This window comes from Rhodococcus sp. 06-470-2 (assembly GCF_002258235.1).
Classification (GTDB): Bacteria; Actinomycetota; Actinomycetes; order Mycobacteriales; family Mycobacteriaceae; genus Rhodococcoides.
The window spans coordinates 104,918-126,926 of sequence record NZ_NOYB01000037.1; the positions used below are offsets into that span (position 1 = coordinate 104,918).

Sequence of the window (22,009 nt, forward strand, 5' to 3'; positions counted from 1 at the left end):
CTGAATGTGGAAGGACCAAACCATGGCCAACGAGGCCACCTCGATCACCGGTTCGACGCTCCCGAGTCCACCCGTTTCCTCTCGCGCTGCCACCCGCCGTGCCGTCTTCAACACGCTGCGGGGGTCGTCCGGAAATCTGGTCGAGTGGTACGACGTGTACGTCTACACCGTCTTCGCGACGTATTTCGAGAATCAGTTCTTCGACTCCGCCGACAAGAACTCCACCATCTACGTGTACGGGATCTTTGCGGTCACGTTCTTGATGCGACCGGTCGGGTCGTGGTTCTTCGGCCGCTACGCGGACCGCAACGGGCGCAGGGCTGCACTCACGTTCAGCGTCTCGATGATGGCGGCGTGCTCGCTGGTCATCGCGCTCACTCCCGGACGGGAGAGCATCGGCGTGTGGGCCGCCGTGATCCTGATCCTGTGCCGGCTGGTTCAGGGCTTCGCCACCGGTGGTGAGTACGGTGCGTCGGCGACGTACATGTCCGAGGCCGCCACGCGCGAGCGTCGGGGATTCTTCTCGTCGTTCCAATACGTCACCCTCGTCGGTGGGCATGTGCTCGCACAGGTGACTCTGCTGCTGATGCAGGTGTTCCTCGAGCGCGAACAGATCGAGGACTTCGGTTGGCGCATAGCCTTCTTCATCGGCGGAGTCGCGGCAGTGGTGGTCTTCTGGCTGCGCCGCAGCATGGACGAATCCTTGACCGAGGATCGACTCGACGCCGTTCGCAGCGGTGCGGACAAAGCCTCCGGTTCCTTGAAGGAATTGGTCGCCAACCACTGGCGGGCGTTGCTGATCTGCTTCATGGTGACGGCCGGTGGCACCATTGCGTTCTACACCTACAGCGTCAACGCACCCTCGATGGTCAAGACCGCGTACGAGGACCGGGGGATGACCGGTACCTGGATCAACCTCGCCGGCCTGGTCTTCCTCATGCTGCTGCAGCCCATCGGCGGAATGATCAGCGACAAGGTGGGCCGCAAGCCGCTGCTCGTCTTCTTCGGTATCGGAGCCGTGCTGTACACCTACGTACTCATCACGTACCTGCCGACGGCGACGTCAGTGGTGCAGTCGCTCGCACTGGTGTGCGTCGGCTACGTCATCCTCACCGGCTACACCTCGATCAATGCGATCGTCAAAGCAGAGCTGTTCCCCTCTCACGTCCGCGCACTCGGCGTCGGCTTGGGATACGCGCTCGCCAACTCGGCCTTCGGCGGCACAGCACCACTGATCTACCAAGCCGCGAAGAACGGCGGGCACGTGGGTTGGTTCATCCTCTACGTGACGGTCGTGATCGCCATCTCGCTGCTTGTGTACATCTTCGTACTGCGCAACAAGTCCGAGACCGTACTCGACCGAGAGCAGGGTCGAGCGTTCCAGTGACCTGCGACGCCCTACAGTGACTGACATGGCCGAGCATGCAGCGTCGCTCTCGCGTAGAACGGCGCTGCAGGCCGGTCTGTTGGCACTGAGCGCTGCTTTCGCGGGTGCCTGCGCCTCGGATCCGCCGATGCAGCTGCGCCTCGCTGCAGGCGAGGTCGGTGGCTTCTTCTGGGAGTTCGCCGGACTGCTGTCCGAATCTGTCGCGAAAACCGCTGTAGCACAGATCGTTCCGCTCACCTCTGCCGGCTCCGTCGACAACCTCGAGGCATTGGGTTCTCGGCAGGCCGAGCTGGCACTGACGCTCATGGACGCTGCTTACAGTCATCCGAGCGGAGAGCTGGCGGCAGTCGGGTGCGTCTACGAGAACTACTTCCAAGTGGCCGTGCGAGCAGACTCGACCATCGAGTCCGTGGACGATCTGCGAGGACGAAACGTGAGCATCGGTGCCCCGGGATCCGGTGCCACCGAAGTATCTCAGCGAGTCCTCCGTGCAGCGGGTGTTTCGGAAGACGGCGCTGTCGAAGAGGTTCAGCTCTCGATGAGCTCAGCGGCAGATGCCCTGACGGCCAACGAAGTCGACGCCGTGATGTGGGCGGGCGGGTTGCCGACACCGGCATTTGCCCAGCCTCGAGCCGCGATTCGTCTACTCGATCTGGGTACCGTCGTCGCTGATCTCAGACGCGAATTCGGTACCGCGTACGAGGCTGTGCTGGTACCGGCAAACGTGTACGGCGAACATCCGGAGGTGACCTCCGTGGGCATTCCGAATCTTCTCCTGGCACATCCGGACGTGCCGGACCGCGTTGTCGCTGCACTGGTGGGTGTGCTTCTCGATCAGTCGTCCGGGCTGGTTCCCAGCCAGGCGATCGGCAGCCAATTTCTCGATGCGCGGTCGCTGGTCATGACCGGCAGCATCCCCCTCCACCCCGGAGCCGAACAGGAATATCGCAGACGGCACGGTTGAGCCTCGCGTCACCGGTCGAACATTCCGTGCCCGCTCGGTCCCCGTCGACTCGGGGTGAGGGGATCAGCTCAGAGCCACGAGCTCGTGCAACGTTCTGCCGGTGCGAACATCGGTGACACCGTCTCGCACCACTGTGAGCTCGAAGGTGGAATCGAAACGGAAGTATCCGGGGTGCCCGACGAGTCGATAGAGCAACGGGCGGACGGCTTTGTGGCCGGCCACCGGTACGTCGCTGAGCAAGTCGTGAGCGTGGACCACAGTCTCGACGGTCAAGATCAGCTTCACCACGCCAGGGATCTCGATCTTCAGCCATTCCGGGTACTCGCGATTGGCAATCGCGTTGTACACCATCGGCCCTTCCGATACCTCCGCCTCACCGGAGCTGAGAATCACCTCGTCCCTGTACGCCAGCATGAGCGGTCGGCTCTCGTGCGCGCCGAGTCTGTCCTTCGTTTTGACCAGCGCGTAGAGCAGTGAGTAGTCGTCGTCGTACAGACGCCCCCAGTGCCACCGATCGATGACACTCTTCATGTCGCCGGCACCCCAATTGTGGTCGGCGTAGCCCCGTCCCGTGACGGCCTTGGTCTCTGCTCCGATCGTGATCGACCCCTCGACACGTGCACGGGGAGCAGCGACGACCCAACCGAACACATCGGTTGCGCCGAACAGGGTTTCGCCTTCGCCCGGCATCCAACTGGGCAGCTCGTTGTGGAACCGCAGATCGAACGTCACGTCCTCTTCCGAGAGCGACAGATGATGAATCGGCAAGCCGTCCTGCGGAAACTCGGCCCAGGCGTGGTTCGGTCCCACCCTCACATCGCACCGAGCGATCGACGCCGAGGCCTGCTTCTTGGAGTACCGCGTGAGGATTTGACGCCGAGTCCCGTCCGGTGCGTAGATCAAGATCTCGACACTCGGCTTGGCCACCAAGGCCGGTTCCTCCGGCCGGCGCAGGTTGAGGAAGCCGATGATGGTGTGGCCGTCGTCGAGGTGCGCGTCGAAGTACCAGTGCTCGAACCCCGTTCGACTCCCCGGCACCGGGTGCGCACCGTTGTGCCGCGGTTGGACCGTGGTGAGAGCGGCATCGGTTCTGCCGGGGCCGTTCCAGGTTTCGACGATTTCGGTCGTTGTCATCCGTGTATCTCCGTTTCGTGCGGTGAAGTCGGGCATCACAGGCCGTCGAAGCCGATGTGTACGGTCTTTTCCTCGGTGTCGCCTTCGAGGCCGGATCGGCCCAGCTCGCGGCCGATGCCGCTCCCTGATCGGCCGCCCCAGGGCAGTGCTGGATCCGGTACACCCCACCCGTTGACCCAGACAGTTCCCACGCGAAGCTTCTCGACTACGGAATGGACGCGAGAGATGTTCTGTGAGTAAACCATTGCGTTGAGACCGTAGCGGGTGTCGTTGGCTATCCGAATTGCCTCCTCGGTGGTGCGGAAGCTGATCACCGTGGCAACCGGGCCGAAGATCTCGTCGCGCGCAATGGTGAGTTCGTTGGTACCGCGGAACACCGTGGGCTGCGCGTAGATCCCTGTACTGGGTTCGCGCTTACCTCCGCAGATCAACTGTGCGCCCTCGGATATTCCGGAATCGATGTACCCCTCGATACGGGCGAGCTGCTTCGCATTGACGATGGTTCCCATCGTGGACCTGTCGTCGAACGGATCTCCGACCACTGCGCTCTCGGCCGCGGCAACGAGACCGTCGACGACCTGATCGATGACGGACTCGTGGGCCAGGACCCGCGTCCCGGCAGCACACACCTGGCCCTGATGGTAGAAGTTGCCCATCGCGATCCAGGGCATCGCAGCGTCGAGGTCCACATCCTCGAAGATCAGCTGGGGCGCCTTGCCTCCGAGTTCGAGAACGAGCTTGCGAAAGCTGTCGCCCGCGAAACTCTGAATCGATTGCCCCACAGCGGGGCTGCCGGTGAACGAGACCTTGTCGACACCGGGGTGCGCGGCCAGGGCTGCACCGGCGACGGGACCGAGCCCGGTGACCACGTTGATCACCCCGTCTGGGATGCCTGCTTCGGCGGCGAGTTCGGCCAGTCGCAGCGTGGACAACGAGGCGTCCTCGGCCGGCTTGACGACGACGGTGTTCCCCGCGGCGAGAGCCGGCGCCAGCTTCCAGGCCGCGATCAGGGCCGGGTTGTTCCAGGGAGTGATCGCAGCGATGACACCGAGCGGCTGGCGGACGGTGTAGCCGAATCTGTTCTGTGGTCCGAAGTTGGGTAGGGACATCGTCGAACCCGAGATCTTGTCTGCCCACCCGGCGAAGTGACGGAACGCCTCGGCGGCACAGGGAATGTCACCGCCGACGGAGTCGCGAAAGAGCTTGCCCATCTCGACGGCTTCGAGGGCAGCGAGAGTCTCGGCGTCCGCATCGATGAGCGCTGCCAACCGCGTCAGTGCCTTTCCTCGTTCGGGGCCACTGGTACGAGACCACTCACCGTGGTCGAACTGCTCTCGCGCAGAACGAACCGCCGCATCCACGTCCTCCTGACCGGCCGCAGCGATCTGGGCGACCACCTCGCCGGTGGCAGGATTCGTCGAGGTGTATGTGGCACCGTCGGCGGCCGCGACAGGTGCACCACCGATGCGAAGCAGTGGTTCGGGTAGCTCGAATTCAGGTCGGGTGATGTCTGCTGTGGTCATCGTGGATCTCCTGTGGATGCGGAATCTCGGGAAACGAAATGTCGTTGCAAGCCGCTCCACGAAGAGTCGTAGTCCGGCTGGCGGTGCCCAGCACTGTGCGCGAAGTCCGTCGTGATCAACGGAAGTCGGGTCTCGAACATGAAAGCCAAGGAGCCGTCGAACTTCTGGGGCACCAACTCCGCATTCGACGCAGTGGTGAACGTCTCGAGGTCGGGACCGTGGGCTCCCCACATGTTGTGCAGGCTCGCCCCGCCGGGAACGAAGCCCTCGGCCTTGGAATCGTGCTGTCCACGAACGAGTCCCATGAACTCGGTCATGATGTTGCGGTGGAAGTGAGGCGGCCGGAACGAGTGTTCGGCAACATTCCAACGGGGCGGGAAGATGGCGAAGTCGACATTGGCCTGCCCTGGTCGCTCCGACGGAGAGGTGAGGACGGTGAAGATGGACGGGTCGGGATGGTCCCATCCGACGGTGCCCATCGTGTTGAAACGGTTCGTGTCGTACTTGTACGCGCTGTGGGTACCGTGCCAGGCCACGACGTCCAAGGGGGAGTGGTCGTACTCCGCTGCCCAGAGCCGGCCGCCGAACTTCTGGACCACCTGCACGGTGTCTGCCCGATCCTCGTACGCGGCAACCGGATACGAGAAGTCCCGGGCATGCGCGAGACCGTTGGCACCGATCGGGCCGAGTTCGGGCAACGCGAAATAGGCCCCGTAGTTCTCGCAGATGTATCCGGCCGCGGAATCATCGTGCAGCGAGACACGAAACTTCACCGCACGACCGACCACGGCGATCTCGCCGGGGACGACGTCCAAGAGACCGAGCTCGGTGTGCACTCGTATCCCACCCGACTGCGGAACCACGAGTAGTTCACCGTCGAGGTCGGCGAAGTATCGGTCGGTCATGGACTTCGTCGCGTGGTACATGTGCACGGCGATTCCGTTGCGCTCGAGCGCATCACCGTTCGCTGCCATGGTGTAGATGCTGTCCAGGAAGTCTTGGTCCGGCCACGGGGTGTCCAGCGGATTCCAGCGCAGTCGATTGACGTCGAGTACGCCGTCGACCAAGGGAGCCGATCGGAAGTGGCGGTTGTCGATGCGCTCGAACCTGGGATGCCGCGCCGATGGGCTGATGCGGTAGACCCACGTGCGCCGGTTGATCTCGCGCGGCTCGGTGAATGCGGTTCCGGAGAGCTGCTCGGCATAGAGGCCGTAGGGCGCTCGCTGAGGAGAATTCTGGCCCCAGGGCAGAGCGCCCTGAACCGCCTCCGAGTGATGCTCGTTTCCGAATCCGGTCTGATATTCGAGGTTCTCGCTCATCGGCGTAACGCTCCCTGGGCGTCGAATTCGGCCTCTCTGCCGTCCATTTGGGCACGAAGCCAACTGCGTCGGTGCGCGTCGGCGATTCGCTCCATGCGCTGCGCGGCCCCGGGCACGATTCGGCGAACGAGCTCGAGGACGGTGATGAGTGGGAACCGTGCGATCACGATCAGAATCCACGGGAACGCAGACGGCATGTCGTACTTCGCACGCGTCGCCGGGCCCATGAACAACGTGGTGTACGCGCCGTAGATTCCGTGGTTGTACCGAGCTCGTAAGCGCGCCAATCCCTTCTGGTGCGGCCTGGGCGCAAAGCTGGCGGGAAACGACTCGATGAGTTCCTTGCCGTGTACCCCGGCGTCGTAACTGCGTGCTGCCGAGACCATGGCCGTCATGCGCAGTGAGTCGGCGATCGTGGTCGGAAAGTTGTCCACGTTCACCCCGAGCAGATGACCCATGAACTTCTGAAAATGCAACAGCGCGCGAATCTCGCTGGGTGTGGTTTGCAGCCCGACCAGTCGCAGCGCCAACGCGGGTACGGTGCTGCCTCCGAGCAGCGTCAGCATCTGATAGCCCTGGCTGATGGGGTAGCCCCACTTCTCGGTGTGCCATTCGGGATGCCCGTCGATGCGACGTCTGACTGCAACGTGCATCACCCGCACTTTCATCGCGGTTGCGCGGCCGGTCGAGCCGATGCGCAGCAGTGCCCCCGGCTCCGACGTGTCGACCCAGAACTGGCAGGTTTCGAGGAATCGACGTAGCGCGTTGTCGCCCGCGTAGCCGCCGGCAAGGGACAGGGGCGTCGCAACGGCCGCTTCGGTGTACATCTCGAGGGTGATGCCGCCCGCAACAGCGAACAACATCGTTCCCCAGCGCCGCCAGATGGCCGCGCCCTGTTCGACGAGCTCCGGCCGCACCCACTCCGGAAGCGTCTCGAACTCGTCGAAGAGAACACGCATGGTGGCCGGTACGTCGTCGAGGGCGTCGATGCCCTCCACCAACGCTCGGTCGAGCAGTGCGCGCCCGGCCTTCGGATCCGCAGCGAACACCTCGTCGACGAAATTCTCGGCGACGGGGTCTCCGTGGAACAGGCTGTCGCAGAAGTCGGCGGCGAGGTCGTCGGACGGAAAGAGCGACGTGCCGAACAGCTTTCGCACCGTCGATTCCACTCGGGCGAGACGCGGATTCTTCCGATGCTCCCAGTAGGTGAAGGCGGTCGGGACGCGTCCGGTGTCCGCGGTGAGGGTCATACGTTCTTCTCCATCCAGGTGCCGCATTCGTCGGTGACGACGCCGACACCGTGGGGTTGGTCGACGAGATAGTGATTGAGTTCGGGCAGCTCGACGAGTGTCGAGTCAGGACTGGCATCGTGCATCGCTCGGGCGTCGTCGGCGAATGCGGCTTGATCGCCGAGCAGCGAGACGATCAGCGTGGGTGCTTCGATCCTCGGCAGATTTTTCAGGGCGTCGGCTCCGGTGTGATCCGAACTCCAGGTACTCAGCCAACTGCGTACCGATACGAATCGTGCGAGTCCACCGGCAGCGGTATTGGCGCGCTGAGGATCTCCGTACATGCTGCCCAGTTCTCGATCGCTCGGATCGAGCGTGAGGTCGACGAACCGGGGATCGGCGACGGTGCGGTGGACCACGAATGCGTGATCCGAAGCGTCCCGTGCAGAGAGAGTGTCGAGCTCGCGAATCGCCCAGTCGTCGATCCTTCTGATGCGTTCGAGCTGAGCTGCGCGGTACTGCTCGACCCAGCCCCTGTCCAGGGGAACAGTGCGAGAGGGATCGTACAGATCGAGCTCTGGGTCGGTGGAGAACGGATCGTTCTCGTCGGTGACCGCGGGGTCGATCCAGTGACGCAGTACGCGTGCCCGCCCGGAGTGAGCTCCGACGAGCATCAGTGCGTCGGCCGGGACGAGCGCTGGGCCGTCGACCTCGACGGTCGGTGACTCCGCCTGCTCCTGGTAATAGGTCGACAGCGAGCCGCCGCCACTGAACCCGAGAAGAACGACCTTCTCGAAGCCGAGTTCGTTCTTCATCCAGCGCACACCGGATCCGACATCTGCGATCGCGCGTTCCATCAACAGCGCCGGCTCGTTCGAGCTGTATCGCGTATTCAGCCCCATGATCGGCAGACCGGCTTGGGCGAAGCCGCGAAGTAGGAAGTGCGACAGGAAGTCCGATGTGGGATGTGCGAGAAGGATTCCGACACTTCGGTCGTGGTGTTGCTGGGCAACGAGATTGGCGTGCAGTGTGGGGTAGTGCCGCGACAGGCCCGAGTGCATTTCCACCCGGCCGTCTCGGGCCGGTTCGTACTGAATTCTCTGAAAGTCATCGACGATCACGTCTGGGGTCCGCCTCCTAGGACGACTGCGATCCGAGTCACAGAAACGTACCATACTTTGAGGTATGGACAAGGGTCGATTTCTTTCGCTCGTTCGGCTGCGGGCCGTCCATACTCTGTAGTACGGTCGAGTTCCCGAGGGTTGGGAAGGTGGCGAGGTGAGTCTGCGAGAAGCATTGCCGGACAGTGCGTCCGACGAGGATGACGACGCCCCGAGCGGCGATTCGAGCGATCCCGTAAGCGACTCGGCAACACCGGTGCCTCACGTGCGCCGCAGTGTGTTCGGAGCCGCGTTGCTCGCCGTGGTCGCACTCGGCGCAACGAGCGGAGTACTGCTACAGCAGCATCTGAGGTTCGAGTCCACACGGGACCTCGAGCAGCGCTATCTACAGGCTGCACGCCAGAGCGTGCTCGATCTGACCACGATCTCCGCGTCGACCGTCGATGACGATGTCGCGCGAGTTCTCGAACGTTCGACCGGCACGTTTCGCGACCAGTTCGGCGATCGAGCAGATGATTTCGTCTCGGTGGTGCAGCAAGCCGATGTGCAGGCGACGGGGTCCATCACCGAAGCAGGAATCGAGAACGCCGACGACCACGCAGCCAGTGTTCTCGTGGCAGCGACGTCGAGCGTCACCAATTCCTCCGGCGCGCAGGAAGAACCGAGGATTTGGAGACTTCGAGTGACGCTCGACAACGCCGGCGAGTCGATCTTGGTATCCGACGTGGAGTTCGTCCCGTGATCGGCCGTCCGCTGCTGGGAGCGGGCTTGTCGCTGTTGCTCGTCGGTGGCGGAGCATCCACGGCCACGCTCTACGTGGCGAACCGAGCCGACGAAGAACAGCAGCAGGCTCGCTCGGCCATCAGTGACGCGGCCGACGAGGGTGCCGTCGCGGTCCTGTCGTACCGCGCGGAGACGGTGGATGCCGACATCGAGCATGCAGCATCCTTCCTCACGGGTGATTTCCTGAACTATTACAGCGCTTTCGGTGCCGAGTCCATCGCTCCGGCCGCGAGAGACCGCGGAATCACCTCGAGTGCAACGGTCTCGGCGAGTTCGTTGGTGTCGTCGTCGGAAAACTCCGCTGTGGCACTGGTGTTCGTGAACCAGAACATCACGTCGACCGACGCTCCCGACCCCAAGGCGGCGTCGAGCAGCCTTCGTCTCGAGTTGGATCAGGTCGACGGCCGGTGGTTGATTTCGAAGCTGGACCCGATCTGACGGGCGGTCATTCTCCGTCCGGGACCAGGAGCCCGCTCAGCGACTCTGGCGCGCCGTCGAGACCATCGTCGACGTACCGACGCCCGTCACCGGCGATGTAGGAACTGTCGGTCGGGTCGTATTCGCCGGTGGACGCCACCGGGTCGCGGCACAGTTCCACGGTAGCGGCACGACGTCCAGGAAACTCCATGCACGGAAGGTTTCTCGCGCCACGGATGGCGGTCGGATCGGCTGGATCGACCTTGCAGTAGAGCCCTTCGGGAGTAGGGATGGTGTCGATCTCGGTGGGGGATCGGCGTTCCGATGCCGGCAGGAACCCTGTGGTACACGGCGGTGGGTCGTTCACCTGTGCCGCGAAGTACGTGTTCTGGCCCGGCTCGCCGGACTGGGAATTGAGCATTCCGGTTCCCTGTGTCGCTGCGATGAGGGGTGGGTACAACACGAGAATCTGTTCGATCGACGGGTTGTAGACCACTGCGACTTGTTCCACTGTCGTCAGATTCGCCAGTAGCAGAGGCAGTGTCGGCTGCAGTTGCTGGAACAGGGCGGTCACCTCGGTTGCCATCGGTGTGCCCTTGTCGATGAGTGAACGTACCGACGCATCGTGGTCACGAAGGGTGCCGGTGACGCCGGCCAGTGACGCAGCCCAGGCCCGGATCGAGTCGCTGCTTGCCGCGGTGGACGCCAGAACGGGATCGGCACCATCGATCAGTGCGGTGATCGATCGGGTGTCGGCGTTCGCGTCGGCGCTCAGAGTTCGGAACGAGTCGAAGAGTTCGGCGACGTCCGTTCCGTTGTTTCCCAGCGCTGCAGCGCTTTCGTCGAGCACGCTACGAAGGTTGTCGGAGCCGATGGATGCCAACGCCGTCTGCAGCAGGTCGATCGTGGGCCCGACCTGTTCGGGGACGGATGTCCTGTCCAGGGGAATCACCGAGCCGTCGGACAGATACGGGCCGTCGGACGAGTCGGGGACGATGTCGATGTACTGCTCGCCGATCGCGGACATGGAGTGGACTTCGGCTCGAGTGTCCGCGGGAACCGCGACATCCGACACGAGTGACACGACTGCTCGGGCTCCGTCGCCATGGGTGGTCAGCTCGACGACTCTGCCGACTTCGGAACCTCGATACGTCACGTTGGCACCGGTGTACAGGCCGGCACCGTCCGCGAGTTCGACCGCGACTCGATACCGACCGACGCCGAGTTGTTCGGGCAGTCGCGCGAAGTAGATCCCGGTGGTCGAGGCCGAGACGACCGCGACGGCCAAAACGGTCCACAGTTTGCGATGGAGGGACTGCCTCGGTGTCATGGAGTGCCTGCCGGTGGGATGAGTAGATCTGTGGTCGACGGGATCGTCGCTGCCGGGCTGGGCGCGAACGATCCGAGTGCGCCTTCGAGTGGCGTGCCGAGAAACAGTGCATTGTCGAGGGTGTCGAGCCGAAGGTCCAGTGTCACATCACCGTTGGCGTAGTCGCCCCGCACTGCATTCTGGTATGTGTCGATCGGAAACGGGTAGGTGAGTAGATAGCGGAACGAGTCGGTCAGTGACGTACCGGAGTCTGCCAGGGAGGTCAGTACCGGACGCAACTCCTCGAGTTCGGCGACCAGGTCACCGCCGGTGTCGTCGACGATTTCTTTCGCGGTGCTGCCCAGCGTGCCGAGCGAGACCAGCGCGGTGGTGAGATCTTGTCGGCGATCGGACAAGACCTCCAGTGCAGGGCCGAGTGTCGTGACGGCGTCGGCAAGCACCTGATTCTGAGCGGCGACGTCGGCGGTGAAGCGATCGAGGTTGTCGATGGAGCGTTCGATGTCGGCCTGCTGTTCGACAAGACCGCCGAGAAGGGTGTTCAGACGATCGAGAAGAGCGCGAACCGATTCCGGCCGTCCACCGAGCGCGGCGTCCAGTTCGTCGACGATGCCACCGAGTTGGGGGAGTCCGCCGCCGTTCAGTACGAGCGAGAGAGAGGACAGTGTCTGTTCGGTGGTGGGGTACGCGCCTGCTCGATCCAGCGGGATGACATCTCCATCGGCGAGACGGCCGGTGGGTGATTCAGCGGTGGGCGGCGACAGTTCGATGTGGGTAGATCCGAGAAGGCTGGTCTGGCCGACTGCTGCCACAGCGTTCTCCGGCAACTCCACGCCCTGGTCTATGTGTACGGTGACGACCGCGTGGCCGTAGTCCAGTGCGATGTCTGCGACGCGTCCCACCGTGACATCGGAAGCCAGTACTCGCGAATTGCGGTCGATGGTGGATACGTCCGGCATCTCGATGGCCACCGAATATGCGCCAGGCCCTTCGCCTTCGGTGCCGGGCAGTGGGAGGGAATTGAGACCCTGCCAGCCACACCCGGAGGTCAGCAGAACGAGTGCCACACCGGTGAGCGGGAGTAATGCACAACGGATCGGCGTGCGAGTCGTCATTGCCCGCCGCCCGGAAGCAGGAGGTCCGTCAGCGACGACGGCGAGGGTGCCGGAGTCGCGGGCGTTGCAGGCGCGGCCGGTACGAGGTCGGGTTCGCTGTAGACCAGCTGATCGGGGAGTGCGCCCACTCCGTGAATCGGGTTGGTAGACAGCGGAAGATAATCGAAGGCCAGTGTTTTCAGCAACGGACCGAGGTACTGCACGCACAGATTCGCCCCTTCCTGAGCTCCGACTTCCTCCGCTGCGGCAATGGCCGAACAGATGAAGTCCATCGGATTGGCGAAGTTGTTCGGTGCCAGCGCGGAGACGATCGCATTGTGAGCCGGCTGATAGATGTTGTTCAGGTTCGACAACGCGGTCGGGGCGACATGGAGTATCTGCGCGATTCCGTCACGTTGCGCGGCGAGCTCACCGACCACACTCTGCAGGCTGCGCAGAGTGTCGTCGAGACCGCCTCGATTGGCGGCGACGAAGCGTTGCACATCGCCCACCGCGACATCCAGTGACGTCAACGCGGTACCGATCTGTTCGGAGTTCGTATTCAGGACTTCGGTGATCGAGGCCATCGAGTTGTTGAAGTTCACGATCTGCTGTCCACTCGCCGACAGTGCAGAGACGAATGCTTGCAGGTTGCGGACGACGGCGAACAGGTCGGTTCGGCCGTCGGACAACGTCTTCAGCGCATCGGATAGCTGAGTGACCGTAGTGGCGATGTTCTGCCCTTGACCTCGCAGGTTGGCATCGGCAGCGTCCACCAAGGCCCCGAGAGGTGCCTGTCCATCAGGTGTCGCGGTTCCCAATGCGTCGGCCACCCGGGCGAGCTGGGCCTTGATCTGATCCCACTCGACCGGAACCGCCGTGCGCGAGGTCGGGATTCGTTGCCCGTTGTCCATTGCCGGGCCACCGGTGTAGGGCGGGGTGAGTTGTACGAAGCGGCTGGCGACCAGGCTCTGCGAGACGATCACGGCCATGGCATCGGCGGGTACCGGATAGGACGAGTCGACCTCGAGCTCTACGTCGGCTCGATCGCCTCGGGGTTCGATCGACCGGACGGAGCCGACATCGACTCCCATGATCTTCACGTCGTCACCGACGTACAGACCGGTGGTGCTGGAGAATTCGGCGACTATCGACGTGGTGATCACGCGAGGGACCACGGTGTAGGAGACCGCGGCCAGCACCGCCAATCCGGTTCCGATGGCGGCGAACTGCCACCGCCGGGCCGTCACCGCGGCGCTCCGTCGATGACGGACAACGGGTTCACGGTGGCAGATTCGCCGGGAGCGGGACCGAGTCCGAGGGCGGCCCGAACGAACGGAGAGATGATCTGCCCGGGGATCAAGTTCTGAATGTACGAGTTGAAGAACGGTCCACTCGACACGGCTTCGCCGAGTTGAGTGATGTAGGGACCCAGATTCTCGATGGCCCGGCCGATGTTCGCACGATTTTCTTCCAGGACACCCAGTACCGAATTCAGCGATGCCAGTGTCGATCCCAGTTCTGCCTCGTTGTCTGCGACGAGACCGCTCAGCTGCTGTGCCAGGGCCGTGACGCTGCCGAACAGGCGATCGACGACCGCGCGTCGGCGGTTGAGTTCGGAGAGGATGGTGTCGGCATCGACGATGAGGGTATCGACCTGCTCGCTGCGAGTGGCGAGTACCCCGGTCACCCGTTCCGCTGCCGCCAGCAGTGACCGCAAGGATTCGTCCCTGGATGCGATGGTCTGCGACAGCCGACCCACACCGTCGACAGCGGCTGCGAGGTCGGCGGGTGTCTGCTCGAGTACGTCGGTGGTCACGCGCATGGCGTCGGTGAGTCCATCGGTGTCGAGTTCGGTGACATCGTCGGTCAGATCTCCCAGCGCGTCGGTCAGTTGGTACGGGCTCGTCGTGTTGTCGAGATCGATCCGAGCCCCCGAACTCAATCGTCCCCTGGTGCCGGGATCGATGCGCAGGTTCTTCGTCCCCAGCACCGTCTGTGTCGGTATGGACAGTCGAGTATCTTCGCGCAGTTCGACGTCGCCGCTTACGGTGAACGTGATGATGACTGTGTCCGAGTCGATTTCGACGTCGGTAACTGTGCCGACAGTGATCCCTGCGACCTCGACGTCGGCACCGACGGCGAGTCCCCCGGTATCCCGAAATGTGCCACTGTATTCCGAACTGGCCGACAATATCGGCAGCGATGACACATTCGTCGCCACCAGCGTCAGCAGTATCGCCAGGACGGTACCGACGACACCGAGTCGCAGCGTGTTGCGACCTCGAACTCGCTGATTCATCGTGGTGCGCACCTTCCCGTTTCCTGGCCGATGAGCGGCGTGGTCAGCCCTCGGCCGTCGGGTGTGTCGATCTTCAGCTTGATGCCGCACAGGTAATAGTTGAAGAAGTTTCCGTACGCGCCGAGCCGACTGAGCGCAGCGTAGGTGTCGGGCAACCGGGAGACGACGCTACCGATCGTCTCCTTCTCCGAATCCAGTTGAACAGCAGTGCGACCGAGCTCATCGAGCGTGGATTTCAGCGGTGGTCTTGCCACCGTGAGCAAATCTGCCACCGTGGCCGACGAGGAATCGATATCGTTCAATGCAGTGCCCCACGCGGCGCTGTCGGCGGCCAGGCCGGACGCCAGATTCTGGGCACGATCGAGTGCTGTCGACACGACGTCCTTCTGCTCTGCCAACGTCGCCAAGGTCGTGTCCAGGTTTGTGATCACCCGTCCGATCACCTCGTCTCGATCGGCGAGGGATGTGGTCAGTGTGGCGGTATGGGCGAGCAGGGATGCGATCGATCCGCCCTGTCCCTGCAGTGTCGCGACGAGTTCGGCGGTCAGTTCGTTGACCTTCGAGGGGTCGACGGCCTGGAACAGTGGCTCGAAGCTGCCGATGAGTTGGTCCAGATCCAGTGCGGGTGAGGTTCGTTCGAGTTCGATGGTGGAACCTTCGTCCATCGGAACCGCATCCCCTGGTCCGTCCGCGAGTTCGAGATAGCGGTCGCCGACGAGATTCTGGTAGCGCACGGTTGCGGTCGTGGACGACGTCACGACGTAGGCCGGACCCACATCGAAGCCGACCGCCGCGTGATCGTTGTCGACGATGGTGACGTCGCCGACCTTCCCGACTTCCACGCCTGCAACTCGTACGAAATCTCCACTGCGAAGGCCGGATGCGCTGGTGAAGATTGCGCGGAACGAGGTGGTCGATTCGAATCTGATCTGCCCGAAAACGACGACCAGACATGCGAGCACGACGGCCATCACCGCCACGAACACGATCAGCTTGATCGTCGTCGATGTACGGTTCATCGGGTTCCGCCCGGTGCAGCGAGTCCGCCGGGCAGAAAGTCCAGCAACGAACCAGGTGACAAGACCGGACCGGTATTGCCGGCACGGAACGGATTCGATCCGGTGTCGGCAACCACGTACGGGGTCGGTACGGAATCGTTCGGCACGAATGGCAGCGCCCCGCATCGCGGGCCGCCGGACGCTGCAACGCGGGGTAGGTCCGACTCGTACTCGTACGGAGGTATGCCGAACAGCACGGTGCTGTTGAGCAACATGGTGCGTCCGTTTCCGCCGGAAACTTCCTCGGCACCGACCCGGGCGCGGTCCGCTCCCTGTAGGAAACAGGTGAATTCGGGCGAATACTCCTCGAGCAGAGCAGTTGTCGGCCTCGACTCGTGCACCGTGCTCGAGATTCCTGCGGCGTTGTCCGTCAGGACTCGATTTCCCACATCGGCCATTCCGATGACGCCGAGCAGCACGGCGTCGAGACTGTCGGTGGTGTCGACGAGCGTGCGCCCGGTCGTCGTGAGGTTGTTCAAGTTCGTCAGCAGATCCGGTGCTGCGTCGGCCGACGTCTCGGCGACGGTCGCTCCCGATACGATGTCGCGCTGCAGCGTCGGAACCCGAGGTTCGACGGCGGCGAGCAGTGCGTTCGTCTCGTCGAGGCTCAGCCCCAGTTCGCTACCGCGTCCGCTCGTTGCCGTGGCCAACGAGGTCAGCGTCGCGTTCAGCTTGTCCGGTTCCACGGCCGACAAGACCTCGGTCAGGGTCTCGAAGACGGTGTTGACCTCCACTGTCACCGAGGACGATTCGATGATCGCGCCCGACACGATCGGGGTGGCCGACGGATCGGTCGGTTCGGTAAGCGTGACGAATTTCGACCCGAAGATCGTGGTAGCGGCAATACGGGCCTCGACGTTCTCCGGAATGGACTGTGCTGCAGCGTCGTCGAGGTGAAGCTCGACGACCGCGCCACCCGGAACCTGGCGGACGGCGTCCACCGTTCCCACTTCCACGCCGTGCATCTTCACCAAGGCCCCCGGTTGCATCACGAGACCGCTCCGATCCGACTGCAGCGTCACCCTGGTCGGTGGATGGACGGCATCGGACGCAGCGCCGGTGAAGGCGAAGTAGGTGGCTGCGACTGCGAGAAGGAGTAGCGCGGCCATGATCACGGCAGCCACGCGGGGTGCGGCCGATCCGATCCGATGTGTGTGGTTCATCGTCACCCCGCCAGGTGTACTGATCGGGAATTACCGTAGAGGGCAAGCGAAATCATCAGTGTCACCATGACGACGGTGATGAGCGAGAGCCGGACGGCGCGGCCGGTGGCAGTTCCCACTCCCGCCGGCCCACCGGTGGCGGTGTAGCCGTAGTAGGTATGGATGAGCATGACGGCGGCCGCCATGACGAAGACCTGCAGGAAGGACCACAGGACATCCGAGGGGACGAGAAACGTCGAGAAGTAGTGATCGTAGACGCCGCCGGATTGTCCGAGAACGACGACTGTGGCTATTCGGCTGGCCAGAAACGACGTGATCAGAGACAAGGAGTAGAGGGGTAGCACAGCGAGCATGCCTGCGAGCACTCGCGTTCCGACCAGATACGGCACGGACCTGATGGCCATGACCTCGAGCGCATCGATCTCCTCGCTGATGCGCATCGCACCCAATTGTGCTGTGGTGCCTGCACCGATGGTCGCGGCCAGGCCGACGCCTGCCGTGATCGGAGCTACCACGCGCACGTTGACATACGCGGCGAGAAAACCGGTGAGGGCATCGACACCGATGTTCCCCAGGGAGTCGAACCCTTGGACGGCAACGGTGGCACCGGCGAACAGTGTGAGGAATCCCAGCACGACGATGCTTCCACCGACGGCAGCGAGTGCTCCCGTGCCGAGGCTGATCTCGGCAAGTACGCGCAGAGTTTCGGTTCTGTAGTCACGTGCGGCTTTTCCGGTCGATGCGACGGCGCGTCCGAAGAACAGTGCCAGCTCGCCCACTGTGTCGATTCCACCGAGCACGCTGCGGTACCCACGATGCACACGGACGGCGACATCGAAGCCCATTACGGTCCTCACCGGTCGCTCAGTGCGAGGCCGACAGACGTCAGCGTGAGATTGACGAGAAACAGTGCAACGAAGGAGAATACGACGGTCTCGTTGACTGCCTCACCAACGCTTCGTGGTCCTCCGACGACGGATAGGCCGCGGTAGCAGGCGATCAGCGCGGCCAGTAAACCGAACAACGACGCCTTGATCTCGGACAGGAGCAGTTCCGGTAGGCCGACGAGCAGGGTGATCCCGGATACGTAAGCACCTGGTGTGACGTCCTGGAGAAATACGGAGAAGAAGAAGCCGCCCACGAGGCCGATGCTGCACACGGCTCCGTTCAGCAGCGCCGCGATCATGGTGCAGGCAACGACGCGAGGAACGACGAGCCGATGAATGGGGTCGATGCCGAGTACCTCCATCGCCGCAACCTCCTCTCGAATGGTGCGCGATCCGAGGTCGGCGGCAATCGCCGTTGCCGCAGCACCGGCAACGACCAAGACGGTCACCAGCGGCCCGATTTGGGTCACCGCACCCAGTCCGGCCCCCGCGCCGCTCAGATCGCTCGCTCCCAATTCCGAGAGCAGTGAGTTGAGGGTGAACACGACCAGAACCGTGAACGGTATCGACATCAGGATCGTCGGTAGCAGAGATACTCGGGCGATGAACCAGCTCTGATCCACGAACTCTCGCCACTGAAAGTCCCTACGCCCCAGAGCTACTGCGGTGTCGATCGAGAGACCGTAGAACTCACCGACCGCCGAGGTCGCCTCGGCGGTCGCGCGCGCGGCACTCCGAAGGGGCTGCGTCACTGGGTTATCCGATACTTCAGCATCATGTCGTGGTCCTCGTGGTCGAGGAGGTGGCAGTGCCAGACATAGCCCTGTAGATCGCCTGCGGGTTCGGCGGAATGGTCGACTCCGTTGTGCACGTCGTGCATGGGATCCTGATCACCCGCGTGATGGCTGTTCGGCTGCGGAACTGCGGTGCCGGTCGGTCGCGGGAAGGTGGCGTCGGGGTCGAAGCCCAGTTCGTCGGCCGTCGGGAAGCGAACAACGATGCGCGTGACCGTGCCGCCGTCGACTCGGACCGTGTCTTTCCAGCCTGCTTCCCACGGTTCAGGCGGGGTCGTCGGCCCGCCGAGGAAGCCCTCCGGATCGGGAGTCCATTTGATCCCGATGGCCGGCTGCGGGTTCGCCACCTGAAAGTCGACGGTTCGTAGGGGAGTGCGGCCCAAAATCCGGAAGGTGACCAGGTGGATGTGGATCGGGTGGGGATCAGGAGTGATGTTGACGATGTTCCACTGCTCGACGGTGCCGGGCCGAGGCATCTCGATATCCGGGTCGCTGTAGCGAAGATTGTTGAGCGACATGATGGCCGGGGGATTGCGCAACGCGTAGGGCTGGCTGACGGTCACGATACGGATCTTCGTCGGCTGCTGGATGGGACCGATCGGTGCCGGACCTCGCCCACCGCGCAGCGAGGTCGGCACTCCACCGGTGAATCCGCGCGCGGCACTCACCCTGAATCGACAGAACAGTGGCATGGTGACCGCACCGATGACGGCCGCCTGGAAGGGCGGTGCTTCGTCGTTTCGCAACTCGACCGTCCGGCCGGCGTCGTAGTCGGAGAAATCCACCAGAACGTCGTATCGCTCACCCGGCGCAACCCTGATCGACGTCACAGGTACCGGTGCGTCGAGCAATCCGCCGTCGTTACCGATGACCCAGAACCTCATGTGGTTCTCGAAGTGCAGATTCCACACGCTGTACGACGCGGCGTTGATCATCCGAAAGCGATACAGGCCTCGGGCGACGGTGAGTTCGGGCCAGATCGTGCCATTGACGAGTCCGACGTCGCCGACGGCTCCACCCTCCCAAGAACCTTCAGGGACGATGCGAGTCGATCTGATGCTCAAGCGACCGTCCTCGCGAAAGATTTTCTCCTGCATGACCAGTGGCATCTCGAATTCGCCGGCAGGCAGGCCGAGAGGGTTGTCGGCGCGACCGGTGTCGAAGCGATCTCGCAGCAGGTACATACCCGCCAGACCCGCGTAGACGTTGACACGGGTGATGGCCATCGCGTGATCGTGATACCAGAGGGTCGCGGCTTCTTGCCCGTTGGGGAAACGGTGGACGATGTTCCCTCCTGGGAGCGTGAGCTGCTCCGGGTTGCCGTCGCTCTCGGGAGGAGTCACGCCGCCGTGCAGATGCAACGACATCGGGGTCGCGGTACGGAAACTGTCGGTCACACCGTGCAGCGAGGTATCCATGTCCTGAGCCATCGGGTGCAGCGCCATGTTGTTGGAGAATCGGAGGGTCAGCCGGTCCTCGGCGTGCGCTTCGATGATGGGCCCGAGGTAACCAGGTTGTGCGTTCGGTCCGCAGTGGTAGGCCAACGCGGGAACCTCGGGCATGTCCGCATGGAATCTGTGCATCGCCGATACCGCATCGACGGAGAGGTTCGATCCCGACACCGACGGGAGCGTCGGCAGTGCATCGCGGAACGGCATCACGTGGGGCGAGTGGAACAGCAGCGGGCTCTCGAACGCATTGTCGACGGGTGAGGTGAACGCACGGGAAGCGCTGACGCCACCGAGTGCCACCGCCGCGGTACCGACACCCAACGCTCGAAGAAGGTTGCGACGGGTCATGTCGTGCGCCATGTGTGAGGGGACCTTTCGCGCTGGTCGAACGATGTGACACGCACCATACCGCACTGTATGGTGTGGTCAGTGAATTTCGAAGAATCCGCTGACAGGGGGCCAATGGGGCTGCGCGAGAACGTAGGTCGAGTGGTACGGGTTCTCGTCTCGGCGTCGATCACGGTCGCCACCGTCCTGCACGTGGGCGTGTCGGTTGTCGCCGCGACTCCCTCGACGTGCACTACGCCCACCGTCCTGGTGCACGATCTCGGCTCCTCCGCACACGCGTGGGACGGCTGGCTCGACGAGTTGGGTGAACGGGGAGTGTGCACGTTCACGTTCACCTACGGAGCCTCGACGGCCTCGGTTCTGCTGCGACAGGCCGGGCTCACGGTGGGCGGGCTGACGAGAATCGAGGACTCGGCAATCGAGTTCGGGACGTTCGTCCACTCCGTCCGCGAGCGCACCGGTGCCGACCGAGTGCAGGTTCTCGCGCACGGTGCCGGGGGGTTGGTGGCTCAGGAATGGATGGTGCAGTCCAGCGCGCGGGACGTGGGCACGCTGGTGACCGTGGGGCCGTTGTGGAACGGTACCGATATCACCGGTCTCGGCTCGATCGCTGCATTCAATCGCAGCATCGGCATCTACGACGAACTCGCTTCGCTGGAAAAGCCTCTGCTCGAACCGATCTGCGCGGCATGCGGACAGATCGTCGCTCATTCCGGTTACATGTTCGACGCGGTTCGTGACGGTTGGCTGTCGCCGGGAGTGCGGTATGTGAACGTGATTTCGCGATACGACGGACTGATGACCGATCCCCTTGCGGCAGCACTACCCGGCAGCGAGAACGTTGTCGTTCAGGATCTGGACTCGAACGATCGGACGGATCATTTTCATCTGCTGGACGATCCGGTCGTTCGTCGGGCGGCTGTCGCCGCCCTTGCCATCGGATGACGGCACGGGCTCGTACGATCGAGGGGCGGTACGCCGCTCCGACAGTGAGGAGTTCACTCTGATGGCAGGCACACCCAGGTCGGCATCGTCGCGCCGTGCGCCCGTGAAGAAGGCCGTGGGAGGAAAGACCGGGACCAAGCCGGCGCGTCGCGCAACCCGTTTGTCGGTCGACGATTGGATCGACGCCTCGTTCGAGTTGATGGCGACCGACGGCGTCTCCGGAGTGAAGATCACCAAGTTGTGTGAACGCCTCGAGGTCACCAAGGGGAGCTTCTACTGGCATTTCGCCGACATCGACGAACTGATGGAAGCGATTGCAGACAAGTGGTGCGATTCCCAGAACGACACAGTGCGAGGGTTGAAGGGGCTCGAGGCCGTCGCGGTCGAACAGCGTCTGCAGATCATGGCCGAACTGTTGATCGACCAACGGACCTGGGCTGTGGAGTCGGCCGTTCGAGACTGGGCCCGCAACTACGACAAGATAGCCGATGCGGTGCGTGAACTCGACAATCGCATCTTCGAGGTCGTCCAGCGCTCGCTGCTCGATCTCGACTTCGATGCCGACGAGGCACGACTACGGGCAGGCATTCTCGTGTACTCCGGCATCGGATTCGTTCATGCGCGAGGCAGCCTACCCACGCCATCGGCGGCGGAAGTGCATGCGATGTTCGATCTGCTCACGCGGCATTGAAACCGGAGTTTCTGTTCGTACTCGGTGCTTCCGTCAGCGGGCCGATCCACCCACTCGCTGGAGGCCGGTGCG

The 22,009-nt window shown here is 63.4% G+C and carries 20 protein-coding genes; 6 read left to right on the forward strand and 14 right to left on the reverse strand.

Going from position 1 to position 22,009, the window contains the following annotated elements:
• Nucleotides 1–22: 22 nt before the first annotated feature.
• Together CH276_RS20525 and CH276_RS20530 are read left to right on the forward strand one after the other, a co-directional pair.
• A complete protein-coding gene (locus CH276_RS20525) occupies nt 23–1,387 on the forward strand; it encodes an MFS transporter (protein WP_094631577.1) in 1,365 nt (454 codons plus the stop codon).
• 25 nt (nt 1,388–1,412) lie between these two features.
• A complete protein-coding gene (locus CH276_RS20530) occupies nt 1,413–2,351 on the forward strand; it encodes a TAXI family TRAP transporter solute-binding subunit (protein WP_094631578.1) in 939 nt (312 codons plus the stop codon).
• Between the two features lie 63 nt (nt 2,352–2,414).
• Here the strand turns inward: CH276_RS20530 and CH276_RS20535 are convergent, their stop codons facing one another.
• Genes CH276_RS20535 through CH276_RS20555 form a run of 5 tightly spaced genes read right to left on the reverse strand, consistent with a single transcriptional unit; the run spans nt 2,415 to nt 8,677 of the window.
• Nucleotides 2,415–3,485, reverse strand: coding sequence for a lipocalin-like domain-containing protein (locus CH276_RS20535; protein WP_369597437.1), 1,071 nt, complete (start codon nt 3,483–3,485; stop codon nt 2,415–2,417).
• A 35-nt stretch (nt 3,486–3,520) separates the two neighbouring features.
• Nucleotides 3,521–5,008 (reverse strand): aldehyde dehydrogenase family protein, encoded by a 1,488-nt coding sequence (locus CH276_RS20540; RefSeq protein ID WP_094631522.1) that lies wholly within the window; start codon nt 5,006–5,008, stop codon nt 3,521–3,523.
• The gene (gene hmgA, locus CH276_RS20545) at nt 5,005–6,327 is read right to left on the reverse strand and encodes a homogentisate 1,2-dioxygenase (protein WP_094631523.1); all 1,323 of its coding nucleotides are present in this window, start codon (nt 6,325–6,327) and stop codon (nt 5,005–5,007) included. The genes CH276_RS20540 and hmgA overlap by 4 nt, the downstream gene beginning before the upstream one ends.
• Entirely contained in the window at nt 6,324–7,577 is a 1,254-nt protein-coding gene (locus tag CH276_RS20550) for an oxygenase MpaB family protein (protein WP_094631524.1), read from the reverse strand. Before CH276_RS20550 ends, hmgA begins: the two co-directional genes overlap by 4 nt.
• Nucleotides 7,574–8,677, reverse strand: a complete 1,104-nt coding sequence (locus tag CH276_RS20555) for an alpha/beta hydrolase (RefSeq protein ID WP_094631525.1) — start codon at nt 8,675–8,677, stop codon at nt 7,574–7,576. Before CH276_RS20555 ends, CH276_RS20550 begins: the two co-directional genes overlap by 4 nt.
• Before the next feature lie 157 nt (nt 8,678–8,834).
• On the opposite strand from CH276_RS20555, the gene CH276_RS20560 reads away from it, so the two are divergent.
• On the forward strand, nt 8,835–9,419 hold the full coding sequence (locus CH276_RS20560; protein WP_254924351.1) for a hypothetical protein: 585 nt from the start codon (nt 8,835–8,837) through the stop codon (nt 9,417–9,419).
• The gene (locus CH276_RS20565) at nt 9,416–9,898 is read left to right on the forward strand and encodes a hypothetical protein (protein WP_094631526.1); all 483 of its coding nucleotides are present in this window, start codon (nt 9,416–9,418) and stop codon (nt 9,896–9,898) included. Before CH276_RS20560 ends, CH276_RS20565 begins: the two co-directional genes overlap by 4 nt.
• 7 nt (nt 9,899–9,905) lie before the next feature.
• On the opposite strand, the gene CH276_RS20570 is transcribed toward CH276_RS20565, so the two are convergent.
• Genes CH276_RS20570 through CH276_RS20610 form a run of 9 tightly spaced genes read right to left on the reverse strand, consistent with a single transcriptional unit; the run spans nt 9,906 to nt 20,313 of the window.
• Nucleotides 9,906–11,207, reverse strand: a complete 1,302-nt coding sequence (locus CH276_RS20570; RefSeq protein WP_094631527.1) for an MCE family protein — start codon at nt 11,205–11,207, stop codon at nt 9,906–9,908.
• Entirely contained in the window at nt 11,204–12,319 is a 1,116-nt protein-coding gene (locus tag CH276_RS20575) for an MCE family protein (RefSeq protein ID WP_094631528.1), read from the reverse strand. The genes CH276_RS20570 and CH276_RS20575 overlap by 4 nt, the downstream gene beginning before the upstream one ends.
• Nucleotides 12,316–13,548 (reverse strand): MCE family protein, encoded by a 1,233-nt coding sequence (locus CH276_RS20580; protein ID WP_094631529.1) that lies wholly within the window; start codon nt 13,546–13,548, stop codon nt 12,316–12,318. Before CH276_RS20580 ends, CH276_RS20575 begins: the two co-directional genes overlap by 4 nt.
• Nucleotides 13,545–14,600, reverse strand: a complete 1,056-nt coding sequence (locus CH276_RS20585) for an MCE family protein (protein WP_254924353.1) — start codon at nt 14,598–14,600, stop codon at nt 13,545–13,547. Before CH276_RS20585 ends, CH276_RS20580 begins: the two co-directional genes overlap by 4 nt.
• Entirely contained in the window at nt 14,597–15,619 is a 1,023-nt protein-coding gene (locus CH276_RS20590) for an MCE family protein (protein ID WP_094631531.1), read from the reverse strand. Before CH276_RS20590 ends, CH276_RS20585 begins: the two co-directional genes overlap by 4 nt.
• The gene (locus CH276_RS20595) at nt 15,616–16,821 is read right to left on the reverse strand and encodes an MCE family protein (protein ID WP_094631532.1); all 1,206 of its coding nucleotides are present in this window, start codon (nt 16,819–16,821) and stop codon (nt 15,616–15,618) included. Before CH276_RS20595 ends, CH276_RS20590 begins: the two co-directional genes overlap by 4 nt.
• Before the next feature lie 2 nt (nt 16,822–16,823).
• Nucleotides 16,824–17,666 (reverse strand): MlaE family ABC transporter permease, encoded by an 843-nt coding sequence (locus CH276_RS20600; protein WP_094631533.1) that lies wholly within the window; start codon nt 17,664–17,666, stop codon nt 16,824–16,826.
• An 8-nt stretch (nt 17,667–17,674) separates the two neighbouring features.
• Nucleotides 17,675–18,460: an MlaE family ABC transporter permease gene (locus CH276_RS20605; protein ID WP_094631534.1), complete on the reverse strand. Its 786-nt coding sequence runs from the start codon at nt 18,458–18,460 to the stop codon at nt 17,675–17,677.
• Nucleotides 18,457–20,313, reverse strand: coding sequence for a multicopper oxidase domain-containing protein (locus CH276_RS20610; protein WP_094631535.1), 1,857 nt, complete (start codon nt 20,311–20,313; stop codon nt 18,457–18,459). Before CH276_RS20610 ends, CH276_RS20605 begins: the two co-directional genes overlap by 4 nt.
• A 129-nt stretch (nt 20,314–20,442) precedes the next feature.
• On the opposite strand from CH276_RS20610, the gene CH276_RS20615 reads away from it, so the two are divergent.
• Entirely contained in the window at nt 20,443–21,246 is an 804-nt protein-coding gene (locus tag CH276_RS20615; protein ID WP_254924354.1) for an esterase/lipase family protein, read from the forward strand.
• Between the two features lie 61 nt (nt 21,247–21,307).
• A complete protein-coding gene (locus CH276_RS20620) occupies nt 21,308–21,937 on the forward strand; it encodes a TetR/AcrR family transcriptional regulator (protein WP_094631537.1) in 630 nt (209 codons plus the stop codon).
• The last annotated feature ends 72 nt before the right edge of the window (nt 21,938–22,009 follow it).